This is a genomic window from Acinetobacter sp. OYA S30 (assembly GCF_033599315.1).
Lineage (GTDB): Bacteria > Pseudomonadota > Gammaproteobacteria > Pseudomonadales > Moraxellaceae > Acinetobacter > Acinetobacter baumannii.
In genome coordinates this window covers 1-23,072 of record NZ_JAWVAV010000049.1, presented here as the reverse complement: position 1 = coordinate 23,072, position 23,072 = coordinate 1, and the positions used below count along the sequence as shown (strand labels likewise).

Genomic DNA, 23,072 nt, shown 5'->3' with positions numbered 1-23,072 from the left:
CCTTGCAGGTAACTTAGGTACAGGTGATGTACTTGATGGAACTGATGGTTTCGTTGTAGACATTGTTGCACCGGTAGTTGGTTTCACAAATGTAACTACTAATGATGATACACCACCATTGACTGGTACGATTGATGATCCTACTGCGACAGTTGTAGTGACTGTGGATGGCGTGGATTACTCAGCAACCAACAATGGTGACGGTACCTGGACGCTTGCAGACAATACCCTTCCTTCATTAATCGATGGTCCGCATACCGTAAGCGTAACTGCAACCGACCCTGCGGGTAATGTATCGATTCCGGCAACTGGTACGGTAACGATTAGTTCTTCTAGTATCTTGGCTTTCGACAACACTGATCATGCAGTTCTTAGTCCGCAACCAGCGCTTGTTGGTGATGATGTAAGTCTAGGTAGTACTTCTTATTTAGTACTTACATCTGTAGCAGGCTTAGACCTTCAACTTGGTGGTAATTCTCTAGGATTTACTGTCGATGCTGGCCATGAAGGTGATGTTACTTTCCAATATAGTGGCTTAATCGACGCAGCTGTACTTTCTGATTACAAGTTAGTAGTTCAGAAGTTCAATACAACAACTAACCAATGGGAATCTATACATGGTGATGCTAATTCATCATTAATTAGCTTGCACTTGTTAGGTATTGGTACAGGAAATGTTCCTGGTGCAGTCCTTGATGGTTTAGATGCGGGTCAATACCGTGCCTTCTTAGCCTACGACGGACTGTTAGGATTGGGCGTGTTAGGCACTCTTTCTGCCACTATGGATGATTATGATTTGTCTGTAGCAGGTGGATATGAAATTGGTAATGCTGAAGGTAACGTGATTACTGATCCAGATCCAACAACAGGTCAAGTCGATCAGGTAACTGCAAATACTTATGTTTCATCAGTGAATGGTCATCCGATTGATGCTGATGGAGAGACATTTGCAGGTACTTACGGAACAATTACTTTCTATCAAGATGGTAGTTATGTGTATGTACCAAATGCAGATGGTTCTGGTGTAGGTCAAACTGATGTATTCACATATACGTTAACTGACTCAGTAACTGGAGCAACAGGTCAAGCTAATCTTAATATCGTGTTTGATTCGATTCGTGCAGCGGATAACCTTGTTGAGGTTGAACTCAATCCACAATATCAATTGGTGGGTACAGAGACTGATTCAGCATTCTATGGCGTTCTATTGAATGTTGGAAATATTGTTGACCTACAACTCCTCACAGTAGATACGGTTGACTTTACTATCGGTGCTGGTCAGGAAGGGGTTGCAACATTTAACTTCAATAGTTTGATTGGTGCATCTGCTTTAGGTGACTACAATGTTGTGTTGCAAAAATACAATGATGTGACAGGACAATGGGAAGCAGTGAATGGTACAGGTGATCGTTCATTACTGAACTTGACCTTGCTTGGTAATACGCCAACTGCGCAAATAGGCGGGCTTACAGAGGGTGAATATAGAGCATTCTTATCATTCAATGGCTTGGTAGGCGGAGCAGTAGCTGTAACATTAAACGGCAGTGTAGATGTCTATAACCCAGCGGTTATTACTGGTTACGATGTCGTAGCAGCTCATGGCAACCTAATCTCTGATCCAAATACGAATGGTGATGTTGATATCGCTACACCTAACAGTATTATCAGTGAAGTTAATGGTGTTGCAGTAAGTGCATCTCCAACTGAGATTATTGGTACTCACGGTACTTTACTCATCTATGCAAATGGTGATTATACCTACACGCCAAATGCTGATAGTGCTGGATTAGGTCAGGTTGATCAATTTACTTATACCTTGTTAGACCCAGCTTCTAATACAACTTCACAAGCTACGTTCTATGTACATCTAGATAGTAAAGTTGTGGATATGAATTGGGATGCAGCTGATCCATCACAACCTGCTACTGTAACGATTACAGCAGTGGATGACGCTGTAAATGCTGCAATTGCTGCTGAGCCTCATCTCATCGAAGATGACAGAGCATTGGGTAGTGCAACTTATCTTGCATTGTTATCGTTGGCTGGCATCAACCTACAAGCTCCTTTACCATTCGTGAATAGTACTGTGGAGTTCAATGTAGGTGCTGGTGAAACTGGAACCGCAACCTTTAAATACAGCAGTTTAATCAATGAAGGAGCACTCGGTGATTACCAACTTGTAGTACAGAAATTCAATACTGCTACAAATCGTTGGGAATCAATTACCGGTAGCAGTGAAGCTTCTTTACTGAACTTAAGTGTATTGGGTATAGGTGTGAATGCGACACCGGGAGTGGTTGTTGAAGGGCTTGACGAAGGTCAATACCGTGCCTTTATGACATACAACGGCCTCTATGGTAAGAGTATCCTAGGTACATTGTCAGGTACGATGGATGTTTACGATCCAAACCAAATTGACTTTACTGGTTTGGCATCTGAAGGCAATGTCATTACTGGTCTTGGCGTAGGTACAAATGCTGATGCTGTAACTGGATACACAATTGTTGATTCAGTTACTGTAAACGGTGTGACTACGAATGTTGATCCAAATACTGGAACAATTATTCAGGGTCAATACGGTACGCTTCAAATATTCGCGAATGGTGATTACATCTATACGCCGAATAATACGAATGCCAACCTCGGTCTAGTCGATCACTTCACTTATACGTTGGCTGATCCTTTGGGCGGCAATATAAGTGCAAGTCTAGACTTCACTATTGGCAACAGTACGCCAGTGATTGCCGTAGACGACCTTGCTGTAGCTGTTGTTAATCCAGAATATCTGCAAATTGGTAACGATGTTGCGGTAGATAGCTACCTATATGTGGCGTTATTAAGCTTAACTGACAATTTTGACTTCCAGTTGGGTGGACAAGGTGTTGACTTTACTTTGACCGATAGCACCTTAAATGATGTGACCTTCAATTACAGTGCATTAATAGATGCAAGTCTGCTTGCTGATTATGTACTCGTGGTTCAGAAATTTGATACTGCAACCAATCAATGGGTAGCTGTAAATGGCACTGGAGAAGCGGACTTACTCAGTCTGGCAGCCTTTGGTGGAAATTCAGTGACATTGGAAGGTCTAGCTGCTGGTCAATATAGAGCCTATATGACTTATGCTGGTAGTGGTGTTGGCGTTAGCTTATTAGGTACATTGTCAGTTCAGAAAGATGTATTTGATGCGACAAATATCACAGGTTATAGCACTCAAGTTGCAGAAGGTAACGTTATTCATGATGTGGGCTTAAATGGACACGCAGATACTGCTTCTGGTTTTAGCACAGTAACTAGCGTTGAATTTAATGGCACAGCATTTGCAGTTAATGCAACAGGTGTCACAACCATTGTCGGTGACCACGGTACATTGTCAATTTATGCTAATGGTAACTACAGCTATCAGCCAAATGGTGAGGCTGCAAGCCTTGGTCAAGTTGATCAATTTACTTACACCTTGTCAGATGGTCTAAATACATCGCAAGCGACCTTGTATCTCCATATTGATAGCGATGCAGTCGATATGACTTGGAATACAAGTGATCCATCACAACCTGCTGTCATCACAGTTACTCCTGTAGACGCGATTGATAACGTTGTTTCTGCTGGTGTAGATATCGTTCCTCAAGGCGAGCTTGGTGTAGCTGTAGGTTCTGCAACTTATCTAGCATTGGTGGGCATTACAGAGGACTTAAATGTTTCCTTGTTAGGAACACCAAGTGTTGCATTTACAATTGATGCTGGACACGAAGCTGATGTGACATTCGCATATGCTCCAGTGCTTTCATTATCATTGTTTAATGACTATAAAGTTGTATTACAGCAAAAAGGTGCTGATGGTGCTTGGCATAATATTGACGGTGGCTCAAGTACTGGCTTACTCAATATTGGTTTACTAGGTAACGGTGGAATTGGTGTTACTGTTCCAGATCTAGGCCAAGGTGAATACCGTGCATTTATGGTTTACACCGGTTTAGGAGTAGGTATCCTAGGTACAATGAGTGTAGTGAAAGATGACTTTGATTACACAGTTGCGCCTACCAATACAGCGGTTGTTGCAGATGGTAATGTATTGACTGATGACGTAACTACGTTAACTACTCAAGTTACCACTGTGACATCTGAAGTAGTGGGTGCTCTACCACAAACTGTCGGAACAGATACAGTTATAAACGGTGCATACGGTACATTGGTGATTTCTACAAATGGTCACTACACCTATACACCAAATACAACTGATCTGAGCGCGATTGGTAAAGTGGATTCATTCACTTATACAATTCGTGATGTATTAACAGGGGCAACAGATACAGCGACATTACATGTTCAGGTTGGTTCACCAGACGTAACAATCGCATGGGATGCTGCTAACCCAGCAAATGATGGCGTAGTACAGTTAACGGCTAATCCTGATCATGTGGTTACAACTACAGACTTCTCAAATGCTGCTGATCTACCAGTAGATGTGGCGAGCCCTGTGGTTTCTGTAAATCTCATAGGTTCTAATTCAGTAGTGTCTGATCAGTTTGTAGTAGGAGCTGGAACTGTTGCTAATATTGATCTATCAGCGGTTTATACAGCACAACCTTTAGCAAGTGTACTACCGACAGTAAGTTATGTGATCCAAAGCTGGAATGGTACAGCATGGGTGAATACAATTTACTCAGGTTCTCAAACTGCTCTAGGAAGCGTGGCAACTATTCAAGCGGGTAGTGTTGCATTCCAAGACACTGTTGAGCATTTAGCTGCAGGTACCTACCGCGTACAATATACGCTAACAGGTGTTTCACTTGGTGCGACTTCACTAGATACAAATGTTTCTACAACGACAGTTCATCTAGATACTTATCGTTCAGATTGGATCAGCGGAAATGTGTTGGCAGGAGACAACATTGGTGGAGTAGCGGATACAGGCATCTTGTCTCATGAAGGAGCTAAACTCCAAGTTTGGGATAATGCGCAAAATGCTTATGTTGATGCAGTTGGACAAACAATCAATACCGGTAACGGTGTATTGATTATGCAATCAAATGGTGAATATGAGTACCGTCCAAATGATGTGACTACAACCACACAATTGGCGTCTACTGACAGTATTAACTATAAGATTGTGTCCGTAACTGGTGGAGTTGAATCTCAATCAACCTTAACGATTGATTTAACACATACTGATTACAATCTTCTTTACACAAGTACTTCTGCGAATGACACATTCACAACAGGTACGGGTTCAGATACTGTGATTTATCAATTGTTGAATGGAACTGCTGCTACAGCTAACAATGGTGCAAATACAGGTGGTAACGGTGTAGATACATGGACTGACTTCCATGTTGGTAATGTTGCTACAGACAAACAAGCTGATCTGATTGATATCAGAGCCTTGTTAGATGGAGATCAAACAGATGCTAATATTGGACAATATCTGAATGTCACTACAAGTGGTGGTAACACTACAATTCAGATTGACCGTGATGGATTATCAGGACTCATCCCAGGTAATAACTTCACTACATTGTTAGTCTTACAAGGTGTTACTACAACAGAGACTGAATTACTTAACAATGGTCAAATTCTCTATTAATAGATAATTGACTCATCAGAAAAAGAGAACCCTAGGGTTCTCTTTTTTTATGTTTAAACAATACGTTAACCTAGCTTTGAAAGAGTTCATGCTATGATGCATTGAGAATTTTATAGAACAACAAATAACGGATAGGGACTTAATTCGAGTGGCGGTATTTTTAGACTTCAAAAGACAGCTCAAGCTTTGGTTAGAACATATCGTTCACCATGTTTCAGACCTTCAAGAAGAAACTATTTTATTTATATCATTTGGCCCTAAAGATCACAGATGTAGCGTATGGCATAGTGAAAAAACAGTGCTTACACAAGCAACTCTACAATTATTTGATTTTATTGATGATCAGTTTTCGCCAGATCAACTTCCAGACTACATAAAAATTGATGTTGCGTACAATTTAGAAAAGCAAAGTTGGAACCAAATAGAGCAGCAGGTTCATCACCAATTTCACAATAATCATTACCGCAGAGGTATTGGATTTGATGATTCCTGTTCGGTAGCTTTTCTGGAGCAAGAAATATATGGAAAAGCCATTATTCGGGGCTTAAGTTATGACAAGCCGAACTTTTTTGATGAAACAAATCTGAACTATGCAATTAAACAAAAATATCGTGCAACAAAGCCGGAAATTAAACTTCAGTCACTACAAGAAGTGTGGACTTTCGATACCTATGCAACTTTTTATGAAAATGGACAATTTATTAATTTAGCAAGTCGCTACGATGCAAATGGTATTAGAGCCATTGCTAGCAATAAAAAACAGCACTTTAGAGTCCTCATTGAAAAAAATGCAGCGTTTTTACATAGCCAGATTCAAGAAAATGGCAAATTCATTTATGGATATTTTCCTGCTTATGATCGTGATATACGGAACTATAATACGGTACGTCACTGTACTTCGCTTTACGCGCTTTTAGAGACTTTTGAAGTACAAGATAAACCTGAATACTGGCCTAAAATTGTTGCAGCAATTCAATACGCACTTACTACTTTCTATAAAGAAAAAGACCCAATAACTGCGTTTATGATTGATGGTAAAGAAGGGGAGCTAGAAATTAAATTAGGTGCAAATGCCGCAGCTATTTTAATGTTAACGAAATATCAAGAAATCACAGGAAAAGATGATTATTTAAAATATGCAGAGAAACTTGCTCATGGTATTTTAGAATTAGTAGATCCGGATGGATTAACTACTCATGTATTAAATTATCCAAATTATGATTTAAAAGAAAAGTTCAGAATCATTTATTATGATGGAGAAGCAGCATTAGCTTTATTAAGGTTATATCAAATTAATCAGGATAAAAGATTATTAGACACAGTTAAGTTAATGTTTGAAAATTTTATTCATAAAAGATATGAAAAATATCATGATCACTGGTTAAGTTATTGTACCAATGAGCTTACAAAAATATGTCCTGAAGAAAAATATTTTATTTTTGGTTTAAATAATTATTTAAAACATTTTATTTTTATTCGAAATAGAAAAACAACATATGCCACATTATTAGAAATGCTAATGGCAGCCTATAAAATGGTAAATCGATTAAAAGAGCAAGGCCATAATGCACTTTTTGAACAAGCATATATGTCTGAGTTAAAAAAACTCATTACGTTTCGAGCCGAATTTCAAACCACAGGTTTTTTCTATCCGGAAATAGCCATGTATATGGCTCGACCAGATAAAATATTGCATGCTTTTTATGTACGGCATGACCGCTTTAGAGTAAGAATTGATGATCAGGAACACAACCTTTCTGGTTATATTGCCTACGTAAAAGATTTCGAGGGAGGGGAGATATGACTTACCCTCTATTTGAACTTAAGCTGCTAGCTGCTCTTGATCATGCTCAATTTGAAGAGGCAATTTGGGCATTTGAAATTGATGGAGACATTTCTACATTATTACTGATTGATTATGCATTAGAACAATTTCATCAAAAAAAAGTTCAAGCTGATGAAGTCTATCGGGTTCCTGAACAAAAAATTAACAAAATTGGTAAACAAAATTTAGGTCTAGAAAAAAATGAATCATATACATTTGCCGAGCTCTTACAATTCTTAATTTTTACTCAGGCAAATGATGTTAAAGATGCCTTAAGCAATATGCTGTTGGGCTCTGTTGAGCAAACACAATTGATCTTGTCTAAAAGAGCAGAAGATTACCAGTTAGCTTTAAGAGCACCTAATCAATTAAAAAATCTATTTTTGTTGGTAAAACATATTTATAGCTATCCAGCCGAGCTGAAAAAACTTTTCTTTATTAGAACACTTTCTTTTAAAAATAAAGTATATCAACCGATTACGCCTTTGCTTGCTCATCCGGTACTCACTTCGGTTTTATATATCTCACATATCTTTAGACAGATTTATATCACTTATTCTGAACATAACCGGAGCATTGGCTTTTTCTCTTTTCTGGATGATATTCACCGTCTGGAGCATTTGGTTCCTTACTACCATTATTTTCAAGAAGGGTATGTCGAGGCAAAAAAATATTCTTCTCAAACAGGTATTATCAATATTCTTGGAGATACCTATTTGGGTGAAATGTATACTGAAAAGCGTAAGTCTAGAGGGCAAACAGATGCCTTACAGCAATATGGATATCATTATTCATTTGAAAAAATACAGCCCTTTTTAAGTAAAAATGACATCAACATCGCTAACTTTGAAGCAGTATTTTCTTTAGAAAATCAATCGCCGTTAAAAGATAAAAAGCCATTTGTTTTAAAAGCAGATGCTAAAAAAACATTAGAAGAATTTAAGAGCATTCATCTAAATTATTTGGTTTTGGCAAATAACCATTTGAAAGATTACGGTGAGCAAGGATTAGCCTATACATTACAACAGTTGGATCAGGCGAGTATTTCTTATATTGGCGCTGGACTGAACCAGAAAGATGCTCACAATTACTTTGAAATCACTTTTGAGACTAAGCACTATGCGATTTTTAATGGTTATTGGCATAGAGACACAGCCTATCTGGATTATGACTTTTATGCGTTAGGATCAAGAAGTGGAGTAGCTTGTTTAAATGGAGTTTTACTTGAACAAATAATGCGTTATAAGCAGGCTCATCCAGAACGCAAAATTATTGTTATTTGTCATTGGGGTGTCGACTTTAAGCCTATTACAAAAGACCAAACTAAACTCGCGACTATTCTTACTCAAGCAGGAGCTGATCTGATCGTTGGTCATGGTGCTCATACTATTCAACCAATCCAGATCATCAATCAAAAGCCTGTTGTTTTTAATATAGGCAATGCAGTCTTTAATAGTGACGGTGAATATGAACAGCAAAATGCTTTGCCATTTGGCTGTATAGCTAGACTTGATTTGGCAAAAGATATCATTCGCCTTTACCCCATGTACACCAATAATTTACAAACATTTTGGCAGCCTTATCCTGTAGATGCGGAAGATTTCTCAAAGGCCAATGCTTACATGACATCTTTACTGACCCCTGAGAATTACATGGCATCCCAAGATAAATTAGGGAGATATCTTGAAGTTAAATTTTAAGGATATTGGTTGTAAGTCGATAAAATGGTTTGCAGTTGTACTGGAGTAAACCCTAAATTTCTTAAGCCCCCACTACCTAATTTACATTCGGCACTTGTCATAATATTGGTTGGAGTACGTTTTGTAGCCTTCGGTGCACAAACATGTTTTAGACCAAATACATGCCCCATCTCATGCACACTACCAGCCTGAATATTATAATTTAGACGGTTCCAATCTAATAAAATAAAAGGTTTGCCATTATTACGAAATGCTCTGCTTGTTACATCTTCAAATTTCCATTTTGTTGAGTAGGCATCATAAATAAAAACAATGACTTCTTTACTTGCAGTGCGCTTAGGAAAACATGTATTTACACTGGCAGGAATAGTTTCAGTAGAAATGGGATAAGGCTGGTTAATTTGCTGTTTCAAATCACAATGTAACTTTGAGAACTCTTCATAAGGGATATAACGGTGTAATTTAAATTTGAAAATCTTATTATTTTTATCATCTACATAATATTTATTTAAAATCTTAATTTCCTTACGCATTTGTTGATAATTATCAAATTTTGTAGCCTGAGGAGTATTGGTAGTAAAAACAAAAGTGACGGGAACAATAGGCCGACCATCTGCAGATATGCTTGGACCTCTTTCTGAAAGCAGAGGGGGACGAGTAGTACAAGAAACACACAGTAAAGTTCCACTGATCAACAGCAATATTTTTTTCATGCGATTTTCCCTTGAGCTCATCTTAGAGTAGGTTTAATTTTATTCAAAAATTTTTATATGATATGAATAATGTCAACGTTTATGGATTCCATTTTGACAACTCAGTATGAACTACATCGACAAATTTTAGAAGTCATCGCTTTGATTCCATATGGAAAAGTTGCAACTTATGGCCAAGTTGCTCGTATGGCAGGTTTACCTAAACATGCCAGATTAGTTGGGTATGTGCTTAAGCATCTTGAGGCAGATCATCAGGTCCCTTGGCATCGTGTTATTAATTCGCAAGGTAAAATTAGCCTAAGTAAGTTTAATGAAAAGGGCGAAAACGTTCAGCAGTTAAAGCTTGAAGCAGAGGGAATCTATTTATTAAATGGCAAAGTAAACTTAAAGGAATTTGCTTGGCAGCCTTAAAAGTATTTTAAAAATTGCCTGCCTTGCTACATTAAGCTAGACAGGCTTTTTAGTTTTAACGAACTATTAAAACCGGGATATGACTTTCACCTAAAACCTTTTGCGCAACACTTCCTAATACAAGTTTTCGTACACCTGTGCGGCCATGAGAACCCATCACAATCAGATCAGCATTAAGCTCTTGTGCAGCTTGAATAATTTCTTCGTGAACAACAAAACCTTCAAGTAATTTGGTTTCTACACTAAGACCTTCTTGCAAAAATTGTTGCTTGGCTTGCTCTAAAATATCTAGCAAATATATTCTAGTACGCTCAATCAATTCATTGGTTTGCCCCGTCTTAACGTAAAGGTCAGCAATAATCGGGTCAAGTGCCATAACTTGTACAACCGTAATTTTACTGTTTAATGCTTTCCCAATTTTGATTGCTTCTTTCATAGCAACCATAGAAGTTTCAGAACCGTCAATTGGTACAAGAATATGTTGATATAACATGAGTTTATTCCTTATTGTAATGATGGTTATTTATTCAATACTTTATACTTCTTTTCTTACGATTGAAATTCGAGCACGTAATCATTTGTGTTTTTAAGCAAGAAATTCTTGCAAATATATTTTATTCGCTCTGTAATTTTTTAAGATATGCTGTTAATGCATCTATATCATCCGTTTGTAAATATTCCCGCATTTTTAAAACTTGTTTTTCATCTAAATCATAAATTTTTAAAGCAAGTAGTTTTTCTATTTGCTCCTGAGGAAAACGGTATTTAATAATTTTTGCAGGTACGCCACCAACAATTGTATAAGGAGGAACATCTTTAGTGACCACAGCTCCAGTTGCAACAACAGCACCTTCACCGATTTTTACACCTTGCATAATCATTGCACGACTTCCAATCCAGCAGCCATCTGCAATTATAGTGTCACCAGCGGCTAAAAAACTTCGGGTGTCAAAGGGGAATGTCGATATCCAGTCTGGCCGATGAAGTTGGTTACCACCCATCATAATCACGCATTCAGCGCCAAAACAAACAAAATTACCAATATAGAGCTGATCAATTGGCTTGTCTGGAGTAGAAGGCTTGTCATGTAGATATCGCACTACACAGCGTTCAAAACCTTGATCCCAATATGCCGAGTAGTAAGAGTAATTCCCTTTAATATGGATATTTGGATTTTTCACAGTTTTGGAAATAAACTCAAATTCACACCAATGGCGGACTGGTGTGTTAATTAGAGGAGTATCCATAATTTATTATCCAAACAAAAATGAGCCAAACCATATTAAATAACAACCCCTCATAAAGAGGGGTTCAAGTGTATTACCTTAGAGGTATTCTACACTTACAACTTCGTATTCCACTTCGCCTTGAGGAGTGGTAATTTTTACTTCATCACCTTCATTCTTACCCAAAAGGCCACGTGCAATTGGCGAATTTACTGAAATTTTATTGATTTTAAAATCAGCTTCATCATCACCAACAATCTTATAAGTCTTGCGTTCTTCAGTATCAAGGTTTTCAATCGTTACCGTAACACCGAATACAACACGACCGTTTTGTTCTAAGTCTTTAACATCGATGACTTGTGCAGCCCCCAATTTTCCTTCGATATCTTGGATACGGCCTTCACAGAAACCTTGCTGTTCACGAGCAGCATGATATTCTGCATTTTCTTTTAAGTCCCCATGTTCACGTGCTTCAGCAATCGCTTGAGTAATACGTGGACGTTCAACAGTTTTCAGATGTTGTAATTCTTTCTCTAAGGCGATTTTACCTTCAGGGGTCATTGGATAACGTTGCATTTCGGTCCCTCTTAAGTTGAGAAAACACAGTTAAAAAAATGAAAAAATCCCGCCACCGATAAGGTGGCGGGACTTATCGGAAAAAAATTAACCTACAGTTAAATCTTGCAAGCGGTATACATCCATTGGCAATTTCACAGCAAAGGCTTGGCAAACCGCTTCTGCGCCATTGATAGTCGTTGTGTAATACACTTTGCCTTGTAGGGCAGCACGACGAATCATTGCAGAGTCATATTGAGCTTGTTTGCCTTCAGTAGTATTGACAATAAGGTGTATTTCACCATTTTTCAAGCGGTCAACAATATGTGGACGGCCTTCAGTTACTTTATTTACAGATTCACATTCTAAACCTGCTTCTTTAAGTACCTGATATGTTCCACCTGTTGCTACAAGTTTGAAGCCATATTCAACTAATTTCTTAGCAATATCAGCGATGTATTTCTTGTCTGACTCACGAACAGATAAGAACGCATGCTTTACTTCACCTTCAGTTGGCAAGCCTGGTAAGCGGTCATTTGAGCCTAAAACAGCCTTATAGAATGCTTCACCAAAGGTTTGACCAACACCCATTACTTCACCTGTAGATTTCATCTCAGGACCAAGCATTGGGTCTACGCCAGGGAATTTTGCAAATGGGAATACTGCTTCTTTTACTGCGAAACGATTTGGAATAATTTCTTTAGTAAAACCTTGAGACTCAAGTGATTGACCCGCCATACAACGAGCAGCTACTTTTGCTAAAGATTCACCAATACATTTCGATACGAATGGAACAGTACGTGATGCACGTGGGTTTACTTCAAGAACGTAAATATCGTTGCCTTTCACTGCGAACTGAACGTTCATTAAACCAACTACACCAAGTTCTTTTGCCATCGCAATTGTTTGACGACGCATCTCATCCTGAATCTCTTTAGAAAGAGAGTAAGGAGGGATAGAACATGCAGAGTCACCTGAGTGAATACCTGCTTGTTCGATGTGTTGCATAATACCGCCAATCACGACATCTTTACCGTCAGATACGCAATCAACATCAACTTCAGTTGCATCATCAAGGAAGTGGTCAAGAAGAACAGGTGCTTCATTAGAAGCCTGTACTGCTTCACGAAGATAACGTTTAAGCTCATCTTCGTTATAGACGATTTCCATTGCACGGCCACCTAATACATAAGATGGGCGAACAACTAATGGATAGCCAACTTTCGCAGCTTCAGAGATACCTTCTTCAGCAGATTTTACAATGCTGTTGTTTGGTTGACGAAGCTGTAAACGTTGAATCATTTGTTGGAAACGTTCACGGTCTTCTGCACGGTCAATTGCATCTGGAGATGTACCGATAATTGGAGTACCAGCTTCTTCTAAAGCACGTGCCAATTTCAGTGGAGTCTGACCACCGTATTGTACGATTACGCCTTTAGGCTTCTCTGTACGTACGATTTCAAGTACATCTTCAAGTGTTACAGGTTCGAAGTATAGACGATCAGATGTGTCATAGTCGGTAGAAACAGTTTCAGGGTTACAGTTCACCATGATTGTTTCATAACCGTCTTCACGCATTGCTAAAGCAGCGTGTACACAGCAGTAGTCAAATTCGATACCTTGACCAATACGGTTTGGACCACCACCAATAACCATGATCTTGTCACGATTTGATGGGTTAGCTTCACACTCTTCATCGTAAGTCGAGTACATATATGCTGTACCAGATTCAAACTCGGCAGCACATGTATCAACACGTTTGTAAACAGGGTAAACACCCAAGTTCCAACGTTGCTTACGGAATTGCTTTTGAGAAATACCCATAAGGTTCGCAATACGAAGGTCAGATAAACCTTTACGTTTGAACGAACGGATATTTTCAGCAGTGAGATCACCAAAACCTAAAGTTTTTACTTGAGCTTCTGTGTTGACGATATCTTGAATTTGGATCAAGAACCAACGGTCAATTTTAGTTGCTTCAAATACATCATCTAAAGAGAAGCCATGGCGGAATGCATCTGCTACGTACCAAATACGTTCAGGTCCCGGAACTTTAAGCTCTTTTAGAATAGTTTCTTTTACATTTGTTGCACCAGCTTCGATTTTCTCATCGAAACCGCTTACGCCAACTTCAAGACCACGTAATGCTTTTTGTACAGATTCCTGGAAGTTACGACCAATAGCCATGACTTCACCAACAGATTTCATCTGAGTGGTTAATACAGGTTCTGCTTGTGGGAATTTCTCGAAGTTAAAACGAGGAATCTTTGTTACAACGTAGTCAATTGATGGTTCAAAGCTTGCAGGAGTTACGCCACCAGTGATGTCATTTTTCAATTCATCAAGGGTGTAACCAACAGCAAGTTTGGCTGCGATTTTTGCAATTGGGAAACCAGTTGCTTTAGACGCAAGCGCAGAAGAACGAGATACACGTGGGTTCATCTCGATCACAACCATACGGCCGTCTTTCGGGTTAATACCGAACTGAACGTTAGAACCACCTGTCTCAACACCAATTTCACGAAGAACTGCAACTGAAGCATTACGCATCAATTGATATTCTTTGTCAGTTAAGGTTTGAGCCGGTGCTACAGTGATTGAGTCACCTGTGTGAACGCCCATTGGGTCGAAGTTTTCGATCGCACATACGATAATACAGTTGTCGTTTTTGTCACGAACAACTTCCATTTCGTATTCTTTCCAGCCAATTAAAGATTCATCGATCAATAATTGGTGAGTAGGAGAGAGGTCGAAACCACGTTCACAAATCTCTAGGAATTCTTCGCGGTTATATGCAATACCACCGCCTGAACCACCCATAGTGAATGACGGACGGATAATTACTGGGAAACCAAAGCGAGATTGAATTTCCAATGCTTCTTCCATTGTTTCAGCAATGGCAGCTTTTGGACATTCCAAGCCGATTTTGCGCATTGCTTCATCAAACAATTTACGGTCTTCAGCTTTTTCAATTGCTTCTTTTGTTGCACCAATAAGTTCTACGCCGTATTTTTCTAATACACCATTTTCATCAAGTGCAAGTGCGCAGTTAAGAGCAGTTTGTCCACCCATAGTAGGGAGTACTGCATCTGGGCGCTCTTTTTCAATGATTTGAGCAACAGTTTGCCAAGTAATTGGCTCAATATAAGTTGCATCAGCCATTGAAGGGTCAGTCATAATGGTTGCTGGGTTAGAGTTAACCAAAATAACACGATAGCCTTCTTCACGAAGTGCTTTACATGCTTGAGCACCAGAATAGTCAAACTCACAAGCTTGACCAATGACAATTGGACCAGCACCAATAATTAAGATGCTTTTAATATCCGTACGTTTAGGCATTATTCGCTCCTTAATTACTGTTTAGATGCTTCAATAAGTTCGATGAAATGATCGAACAAAGGTGCACAATCATGTGGACCTGGGCTTGCTTCAGGGTGACCTTGGAAGCTGAAAGCTGGTTTGTCTGTACGATGAATCCCTTGTAGAGTGCCATCGAACAATGATTTATGCGTTGCTTTTAAGTTAGCCGGTAATGTTTCTGCATCTACAGCAAAACCATGGTTTTGAGATGTAATCATCACTGTACCATCTTCAAGATTTTGTACAGGGTGGTTCGCACCGTGGTGACCATGATTCATTTTTACAGTTTTTGCACCAGAAGCGAGTGCCAAGATTTGGTGTCCTAAACAGATGCCAAATACAGGTAATGTTGTGGTTTCAACAATAGTTTTTACAGCTTCGATAGCGTAATCACAAGCAGCTGGGTCGCCAGGGCCGTTTGAAAGGAATACGCCATCCGGATTAAGTGCTAATACTTTTTCAGCCGGAGTTTCAGCAGGGACAACAGTGAGTTTACAACCGCGGTCTGCAAGCATACGCAAGATGTTGGTTTTGACACCATAATCGTATGCAACCACATGGTATTTTAACTCAGGTTGAGTAAAGCCTTTACCTAATACCCACGAACCTTCAGACCATTCAAAGCCTGTCGGGTCACAGCACTCTTTTGCAAGGTCTAAACCATTTAAACCACCAAAAGCGCGAGCTTTAGCAATAGCTTCTTCTTCAGTAATATTTTCGCCGGCAAGGATGCAACCATTTTGTGCACCTTTATCACGTAAAATACGAGTAAGTTTACGTGTGTCAATATCAGCAATAGCGACAACATTGTGCGCTTGCAAATATTCACTTAATGATTGCTCAGAACGGAAGTTGCTGTGTAATAGTGGAAGGTCACGAATAATTAAACCATTCGCCCATACTTTATGGATACGACCAGATTCAACGTCTTCTTCGTTGCAACCAGTGTTACCAATATGAGGGTAAGTTAATGTCACAATTTGTTGTGCATAACTTGGGTCAGTCAAAATTTCTTGATAGCCTGTCATGGCTGTGTTAAAAACGACTTCTCCAGTCGTACTTCCCGTTGCGCCGATTGACGTTCCTTTAAAGATCGTTCCATCTGCGAGGGCTAAAATGGCGGGGGTGCTCAAACCAAAGCTCCTGAATTTCGGCTGTAAAAAAGCGAGTAGACCTAAAAAAGATAGGCGATGTTCTAAAAAAACATGCCCCTCCTCACTGGTCTGCTCGCTTGTAACTTAACAGCGCATTATACGCATGGAACCTTAAAAAGTCTATTTATTTTCTATTAAAAAATTTAATTCATTGCTTGCTTTTAGCAAAAAAATTCATCCACTTGTCTGAAATTGATACTTTTAGCAAATTGTCTGACAATCTGGCTGCTGAAATTGTCTAATTCCTCTTATTGTAATGTTAGCTAAAAAATAAACAATACGAGGAAATAGCATGAGCGATAACCAAGTTTCAAAAGACATAGCTGAGAATACTTCATCAGTAGCAGAGACTGTAAAAACAGAAGTAGCTGAAGCTAAAGAGGCAGTAGCCAAAACGACGACTCGAGCTAAAAAAGCGGTTAGCACTAAAGCTACACAGGTAAAAGAAGTTGTAGCTGAAAAAACAGAACAGGTCAAAGAAGTGGCTCACGAAGCGACTTCGCAAGTTAAAGAAGCTATTGCAGAAACACAAGAGCAAGTAAAAGCTGTAATTAATGAGACCGAAGAAAAGATTGAAGCTGAAACACAAGAATTGAATCAGAACATTCACAATCAATTTGCTCAGATTAAACAAGATATTTTACAGCGTCTTGATGTGATTAAAGCTCAGTTCAATACTTCACAAGAAGGATTGAATGAATTAAAAAATACTTTAAAAGCTGAAATCAATGCATTAATTGAAGATCTAACCAAAGTGACTAAGGAACTTAAAGGTGACATTAGCCAAATTTCTTTAAAACACAAAGACTCTTTAACTGAAAGCTTAAAACGCACTAAAAATAATGCGGTTGAAGCTTGGAACAAAGTAAGAGATCACTAAAGATTTAGCATTAAAAGTTAATAAAAAAGCGAGAATTAATTTCTCGCTTTTTTGTTTTTAAAACTCATGCAGCCAATCACGTTTATTGTGAAAATCAGCATGTTTTCCACTATGCTGCATTGCATAGAACTGCATACCATCTTTTGTTTTTAAAACAGCAGTCAAACCTAGATAAAGGTTTGCCCATTTTAAGCGGTGCTGTTGCATAAACTGGCTTAAGTCAAGACTTACATTTAACCCATAGTGGGTACGTTTGAGATGATTCAATTCGATATCGTAAGCAACGAGGGGAGGCATGCTTTCCGGATAGCGATATTCTTCAAACTGGTAAGTCTGCCATGCTTGAGAAGGGGAAAGATTAATTTCCCGGTAGAAATCTTCATCATGCACGCCAATGAAAATTTCAAAACAAGTCTCTTCCCACAAAAAGTCCTGGCGAGGATGAGCGGCGACTTCTTGGGGCCAGATAATCAGTTGGTTTGGATCACGAATCCAAAAACCCACATTTAATGTATATGGGGCTTGCTGTTCAATTGCGCCAACAACAGAAACAGCATGAAAACGATCAAAAGCTGAAAGTTCGTAACTTGCCATAAGTAGTCAATAAGTTAGTTTGCTAAGTGTGCGTGACGAACAAGGTTAGATAAATGTTGATTTTGCTTAGCTGCTTTTTTATAGAGTAAAACAATTTTACCAATTTTCTGGACAGCTTCAGCACCAGTTGCTTCTACAATCGCATCAATTACTGCGGCACGAGCTTCACGGTCTTCACCAGCAATTTTTACCTTGATGAGTTCATGATCGTTTAAAGCACGGAGCGTTTCTTCAATAACAGCGTCTGTTAAGCCTTGTCCACCAATCATGACAACCGGATTAAGCACATGACCAATTTGACGTAAACGTTTACGTTCATGAATAGATAAAGCGGCCATTAAAAATACCTGATTTTAAAAACGACTTAGTATAGCAAAAAACTTAAAATCAAATGTACGAAAAACTGTATAAATAATCGATCAACATTATTGGAAAAAAACTGTAAAAGTTATTGAGATTACGTTACATCCGTACTGTAATGAGAGTAATTTTCACGTACAATGAGCAATCAGAAGTTTTTTTGATATTTAGTGAGTTATGGCAACACGCATCACCAACCAAAAATTGTCTAAAAGTAGTCGTGCGTGGATGAGGGAGCATCTAGACGATCCTTTTGTAAAAAAAGCACAAAAGGAAGGATATCGTGCACGAGCAGCGTATAAACTTCTTGAAATTCAAGAAAAATATAAGTTGATCAAGCCAGGCATGACAGTGGTGGACTTGGGAGCAGCTCCTGGGAGTTGGTCACAAATCGCTGGGAAACTCGTTGGTAGTAAAGGATTGGTTATTGCTTCCGATATTTTACCTATGGATGCTTTGCCAGATGTCACTTTCTTACAAGGCGACTTCAGAGAAGAAGCTGTATTTGAAAAATTGTTAAATATTTTAAACGGAAGACAAGTAGACATTGTAATTTCTGATATGGCCCCCAATACATCAGGTAATAGGGCTGTTGATCAACCTCGACAGATTTACTTGTGTGAACTTGCTTTAGACTTTGCTCAGAAAGTCTTGGGTCCAAATGGACAGTTTGTTGTTAAAGTGTTCCAAGGCGCAGGATTTGATGAGTTTCGTAAACAAGTCGTTGATAGTTTTGATGTGTTAAAAACAGCAAAACCAGCAGCTTCTCGGGCACGATCTAAAGAAGTTTTTTTGGTTGGACAAGGGCGTAAGAAAGCATTGCAATAAAGTTTACTTGCCAAGCTCCTAAAAATTGTGCATTTTGTATCTTTTAGGTTATCCGCAAGCAAGACAATTGCTGTTTTTAAGACGATCGGCCAAGTTTGGGCATGATCAAATTAGATTGATATGGGAATAAAGCTTTGAGCGATTACTTCAAGAATGCCGTATTGTGGCTAATAATACTTGGTGTTCTGATTTTAATTTTCAGTAATATCAGTGACCGCAATAAGCCAACTGCAATGAAATATTCAGATTTTGTTGCAGCGGTGAATGCTGGCCAAATTAAGCAAGTCACGATCGACGGTTTAAATATTAGTGGTGAAAAAACTAACGGATCTCAGTTCGAAACTGTTCGTCCGCAAGTTGAAGACACTGAACTTATGCCAAGCTTAAACAAGCAAAATGTTGTTGTAGAGGGCACAGCACCACAACGTCAAGGCATTTTGATGCAACTTCTCATTGCTAGTTTCCCTGTACTGTTAATCATTTTGTTATTCATGTTCTTTATGCGTAACATGGGTGGTGGTGCAGGCGGCAAAAATGGTCCGATGAGTTTTGGTAAGTCGAAGGCAAAAATGCTTTCTGAAGACCAAATCAAAGTGACTTTTGCTGATGTTGCCGGTTGTGATGAAGCGAAACAAGAAGTTGTGGAAATTGTAGATTTCTTAAAGGATCCTGCAAAATTCAAACGCTTGGGCGCTACTATTCCACGTGGCGTGCTTATGGTTGGTCCTCCAGGTACTGGTAAAACGTTATTAGCCAAAGCAATTGCTGGTGAAGCAAAAGTTCCATTCTTTAGCATTTCTGGTTCTGACTTTGTTGAGATGTTTGTGGGTGTGGGTGCGTCCCGTGTCCGTGATATGTTTGAACAAGCAAAACGTCATGCGCCATGTATCATCTTTATTGATGAGATTGACGCAGTAGGTCGTCACCGTGGTTCAGGTACAGGTGGTGGTCATGATGAACGTGAGCAAACCTTAAACCAAATGCTCGTAGAGATGGACGGTTTTGAAGGTAATGAAGGCGTAATCGTTATTGCTGCGACTAACCGTGTTGACGTATTGGATAAAGCATTATTGCGTCCAGGCCGCTTCGACCGTCAAGTTATGGTTGGTTTACCTGACATCCGTGGTCGTGAACAAATTCTGAATGTACATTTGAAAAAATTGCCTTCAGTTACTGGTGTAGATGTTAAAGTTTTATCTCGTGGTACGCCTGGTTTCTCTGGTGCTCAGTTGGCAAACCTTGTAAATGAAGCTGCTTTGTTTGCTGCTCGCCGCAATAAGAACACTGTCGATATGCATGACTTTGAAGATGCAAAAGACAAGATCTATATGGGTCCTGAACGTAAATCAATGGTTCTACGTGAAGAAGAGCGTCGTGCAACTGCTTACCATGAAGCTGGACATGCAATTGTTGCTGAGATTTTACCGGGCACTGACCCTGTGCATAAGGTAACAATTATGCCGCGTGGTTGGGCTTTAGGTGTAACTTGGCAGTTACCTGAACAAGATCAGATTAGCCACTATAAAGACAAAATGCTAAATGAAATTGCAATTTTGTTTGGTGGGCGTATTGCTGAAGAAGTTTTCATTCAACAGCAATCGACTGGTGCTTCAAATGACTTCGAACGTGCTACAAAAATGGCTCGTGCGATGGTAACGAAGTACGGTATGTCTGACAAGATGGGTGTGATGGTTTACGAAGATGAAAACCAAAATGGATTCTTCGGTAACGTAGGTAGCCGTACAATTTCTGAAGCGACTCAACAACAAGTTGATCAGGAAGTACGCCGTATTTTAGATGAACAATATAAAGTTGCTCGTGATATCTTGGAAAATAATAAAGATATCGCACACGCAATGGTTAAAGCGTTGATGGAATGGGAAACTATTGATCGTGACCAAATCCGTGACATCATGGAAGGCCGCGAACCTCAACCACCTAAAGTTTATATTGCTGAAAATCCGGTATCTGCGTTTGAGCCACCAAAAGATGGTCCATCTACTCCGCCGCCATTACCAGCGATGAATTAAGTTAAGTAATAAAGAAGCCACAGTCATGTGGCTTTTTTTATTTGTCTTAACTTTGGATAAAGCTGAAAAGAAATCGACAGCATGTAAAGCTTACTTGCTAAAATAGCCGCTGATTTTGAACCGGAGCTTTTTATGCAGTTAATATCTTTACCAAAGCAGATTTTACAGTGTGGACAGCTTCAATTAGATTTATCTCAGCCCCATGTTATGGGTATCTTAAATGTCACTCCTGATTCTTTCAGTGATGGTGGCAAACATAACCAATTAGACCAAGCGGTTGATCATGCACTTAGTATGATTGAGCAAGGCGCGACTATTATTGATATTGGGGGGGAATCTACCCGACCTGGTGCTTCAGAAGTTGTAGTAGAAGAAGAAGTGCGTCGTGTGGTACCTGTGGTCGAGGCTTTATCTCACCATAACGTTATTTTGTCGATCGACACAAGTCAGCCAGAAGTTATTCGCGCAGCAAAAGCAGCAGGGGCACATATCTGGAATGATGTCCGTGCCTTAACACGTCCCAATGCTTTAAAAACTGCCGTAGAATTAGATATACCTGTAGTAATTATGCATATGCGCGGTGAACCAACGACAATGAATCAGTTGGATCAGTACACTGATGTAACACTCGATGTGATGCAAGAGTTGCAACAGCGTATTGATGAGGCTTTGGCTGCTGGGGTAAAAAAGCACAATATTATTGTTGATCCTGGATTTGGCTTTGCGAAAAATGCCCAGCAAAATTTAAAACTATTAAAAGAATTTTGGAAACTTAATGAACTTGGTTATCCAATTTTATCCGGGCTTTCTCGTAAACGTTTCATAGGTGAAGCTTTACAAGGCGCTCCTGCAGATCAACGTGCTGTGGGAAGTGTAACTGGGCATTTGCTTAGTATTCAGCAGGGAGCATCCATTGTAAGAGCGCATGATGTAAAGGAAATGCATGAAGCAATTTTAGTTTGGAAAGCGATGCAGCAAGTCTGAATAATAACGTTATAAAATTGGACTCACTCAGTGCTCATTAAAATAGAGTGGATGAGTGAGTCGGGTAAATATCTCGTGATTTTTACGAAAATATGTTATAAGCGGCAAGTTTTTGCTGTTGTGTAAACTTTTGTATGTTTGAAGACTTACTTCTCCCAATGTTTGATGATGAATATTATCCAGATATTTTGGTCGCTGAACTCAAGCAGCTTATTGAGCAATTTGCTAAAAAAGTTCAAAAACCTGCGTTAGCTGAGCAAGATATCTATCGATACGCTCATCAAACTGTAAATGAAATTAATGAAATGAAGCCACAGTTCGAAGATCTAGACTCATCGCTTGATGATAGTGCTGCTGATTATATTGCTGAGGCAATGATGATGGTGGTACAAGATGCAGGATATTTGGATCTGGAAATGGAAGAGTTGGTGATGAATCGAGAGTGGTGATTACTCTCGATTTTCAAAATTTTTGAGAGCATCTAATAAATGACATGTCTCGTCTAAGTGAACTTCGTCTATTTTCTCAATTTTTAAAATTAAATTTCCATTCTGCTGTTCATTTACTTCTGCCAACACGCTGACCCAATAGTTTTTTTGTTGCTGCTGTAGCTCTTTAAATTGAGTAAATATCTCTTGAGGGGCTTCAATTAGATAGTCATCTTGAGTAATAGAGCAGCGTACAAAGTGCCAATCATTATTTTTGAACAAGATTGTACCGTTAAATATATCTTTGGCATTTGCAAAGGGTATAAAAAAGAGTAGAGCGGATATAAATATTAATATTCTGATCATGGCATTATTTTCATCAGGCATAAAAAAACCAGCTTACGCTGGATTCTTTATGGCACCAAATTCAATAGTTGAAA

At 39.0% G+C, this 23,072-nt stretch carries 18 protein-coding genes; 9 read left to right on the top strand and 9 right to left on the bottom strand.

Features of this window, described 5'->3' with window-relative positions; all coding sequences use genetic code 11:
• The 3 genes from R5R67_RS17060 to R5R67_RS17050 form a co-directional block, all read left to right on the top strand.
• Nucleotides 1-5,584 (top strand): BapA/Bap/LapF family large adhesin (locus tag R5R67_RS17060; RefSeq protein WP_318755025.1); only part of this gene is annotated, 5,584 nt, incomplete at its 5' end.
• A gap of 148 nt (nucleotides 5,585-5,732) precedes the next feature.
• A complete protein-coding gene (locus tag R5R67_RS17055) occupies nucleotides 5,733-7,388 on the top strand; it encodes a poly alpha-glucosyltransferase (protein ID WP_072689111.1) in 1,656 nt (551 codons plus the stop codon).
• Nucleotides 7,385-9,109: a CapA family protein gene (locus R5R67_RS17050; protein WP_000222007.1), complete on the top strand. Its 1,725-nt coding sequence runs from the start codon at nucleotides 7,385-7,387 to the stop codon at nucleotides 9,107-9,109. The genes R5R67_RS17055 and R5R67_RS17050 overlap by 4 nt, the downstream gene beginning before the upstream one ends.
• Here R5R67_RS17050 and R5R67_RS17045 read toward each other — a convergent pair.
• Entirely contained in the window at nucleotides 9,106-9,822 is a 717-nt protein-coding gene (locus R5R67_RS17045; protein ID WP_000722324.1) for a metalloprotease, read from the bottom strand. The genes R5R67_RS17050 and R5R67_RS17045 overlap by 4 nt on opposite strands.
• Before the next feature lie 81 nt (nucleotides 9,823-9,903).
• Between R5R67_RS17045 and R5R67_RS17040 the strand changes: the two genes are divergently transcribed.
• Nucleotides 9,904-10,233 (top strand): MGMT family protein, encoded by a 330-nt coding sequence (locus R5R67_RS17040; protein WP_016653641.1) that lies wholly within the window; start codon nucleotides 9,904-9,906, stop codon nucleotides 10,231-10,233.
• 55 nt (nucleotides 10,234-10,288) lie between these two features.
• Here R5R67_RS17040 and R5R67_RS17035 read toward each other — a convergent pair whose 3' ends face one another.
• From R5R67_RS17035 to carA, 5 genes are all read right to left on the bottom strand, one after another.
• Nucleotides 10,289-10,726 (bottom strand): universal stress protein, encoded by a 438-nt coding sequence (locus R5R67_RS17035; protein ID WP_000966778.1) that lies wholly within the window; start codon nucleotides 10,724-10,726, stop codon nucleotides 10,289-10,291.
• A gap of 121 nt (nucleotides 10,727-10,847) precedes the next feature.
• Nucleotides 10,848-11,480, bottom strand: a complete 633-nt coding sequence (locus R5R67_RS17030) for a CatB-related O-acetyltransferase (RefSeq protein WP_000380749.1) — start codon at nucleotides 11,478-11,480, stop codon at nucleotides 10,848-10,850.
• A gap of 78 nt (nucleotides 11,481-11,558) precedes the next feature.
• A complete protein-coding gene (gene greA, locus R5R67_RS17025) occupies nucleotides 11,559-12,035 on the bottom strand; it encodes a transcription elongation factor GreA (RefSeq protein WP_001190204.1) in 477 nt (158 codons plus the stop codon).
• Between the two features lie 87 nt (nucleotides 12,036-12,122).
• Nucleotides 12,123-15,353 (bottom strand): carbamoyl-phosphate synthase large subunit, encoded by a 3,231-nt coding sequence (gene carB, locus R5R67_RS17020; protein WP_001126293.1) that lies wholly within the window; start codon nucleotides 15,351-15,353, stop codon nucleotides 12,123-12,125.
• Between the two features lie 14 nt (nucleotides 15,354-15,367).
• A complete protein-coding gene (gene carA / locus R5R67_RS17015) occupies nucleotides 15,368-16,507 on the bottom strand; it encodes a glutamine-hydrolyzing carbamoyl-phosphate synthase small subunit (protein ID WP_000106446.1) in 1,140 nt (379 codons plus the stop codon).
• A gap of 313 nt (nucleotides 16,508-16,820) precedes the next feature.
• Here carA and R5R67_RS17010 point away from each other — a divergent pair, with 313 nt between their 5' ends.
• Nucleotides 16,821-17,408 (top strand): hypothetical protein, encoded by a 588-nt coding sequence (locus R5R67_RS17010; protein ID WP_001282881.1) that lies wholly within the window; start codon nucleotides 16,821-16,823, stop codon nucleotides 17,406-17,408.
• Between the two features lie 57 nt (nucleotides 17,409-17,465).
• On the opposite strand, the gene R5R67_RS17005 is transcribed toward R5R67_RS17010, so the two are convergent.
• Together R5R67_RS17005 and yhbY are read right to left on the bottom strand one after the other, a co-directional pair.
• A complete protein-coding gene (locus R5R67_RS17005) occupies nucleotides 17,466-18,002 on the bottom strand; it encodes a DOMON-like domain-containing protein (protein ID WP_000179361.1) in 537 nt (178 codons plus the stop codon).
• Nucleotides 18,003-18,016: 14 nt separating this feature from the next.
• Complete coding sequence (gene yhbY / locus R5R67_RS17000; protein ID WP_000729551.1) at nucleotides 18,017-18,340, bottom strand: ribosome assembly RNA-binding protein YhbY; 324 nt, start codon at nucleotides 18,338-18,340, stop codon at nucleotides 18,017-18,019.
• A gap of 199 nt (nucleotides 18,341-18,539) precedes the next feature.
• On the opposite strand from yhbY, the gene rlmE reads away from it, so the two are divergent.
• The 4 genes from rlmE (at nucleotide 18,540) to R5R67_RS16980 (ending at nucleotide 22,653) form a co-directional block, all read left to right on the top strand.
• The gene (rlmE, locus tag R5R67_RS16995) at nucleotides 18,540-19,190 is read left to right on the top strand and encodes a 23S rRNA (uridine(2552)-2'-O)-methyltransferase RlmE (protein WP_000235573.1); all 651 of its coding nucleotides are present in this window, start codon (nucleotides 18,540-18,542) and stop codon (nucleotides 19,188-19,190) included.
• Nucleotides 19,191-19,324: 134 nt separating this feature from the next.
• Entirely contained in the window at nucleotides 19,325-21,220 is a 1,896-nt protein-coding gene (gene ftsH, locus R5R67_RS16990; protein WP_001286662.1) for an ATP-dependent zinc metalloprotease FtsH, read from the top strand.
• A gap of 132 nt (nucleotides 21,221-21,352) precedes the next feature.
• On the top strand, nucleotides 21,353-22,204 hold the full coding sequence (gene folP, locus R5R67_RS16985) for a dihydropteroate synthase (RefSeq protein WP_001176038.1): 852 nt from the start codon (nucleotides 21,353-21,355) through the stop codon (nucleotides 22,202-22,204).
• 134 nt (nucleotides 22,205-22,338) lie between these two features.
• A complete protein-coding gene (locus R5R67_RS16980) occupies nucleotides 22,339-22,653 on the top strand; it encodes a DUF5713 family protein (RefSeq protein ID WP_000461267.1) in 315 nt (104 codons plus the stop codon).
• Here R5R67_RS16980 and R5R67_RS16975 read toward each other — a convergent pair whose 3' ends face one another.
• Complete coding sequence (locus R5R67_RS16975; protein WP_025467456.1) at nucleotides 22,654-22,998, bottom strand: hypothetical protein; 345 nt, start codon at nucleotides 22,996-22,998, stop codon at nucleotides 22,654-22,656.
• Between the last annotated feature and the right edge of the window lie 74 nt (nucleotides 22,999-23,072).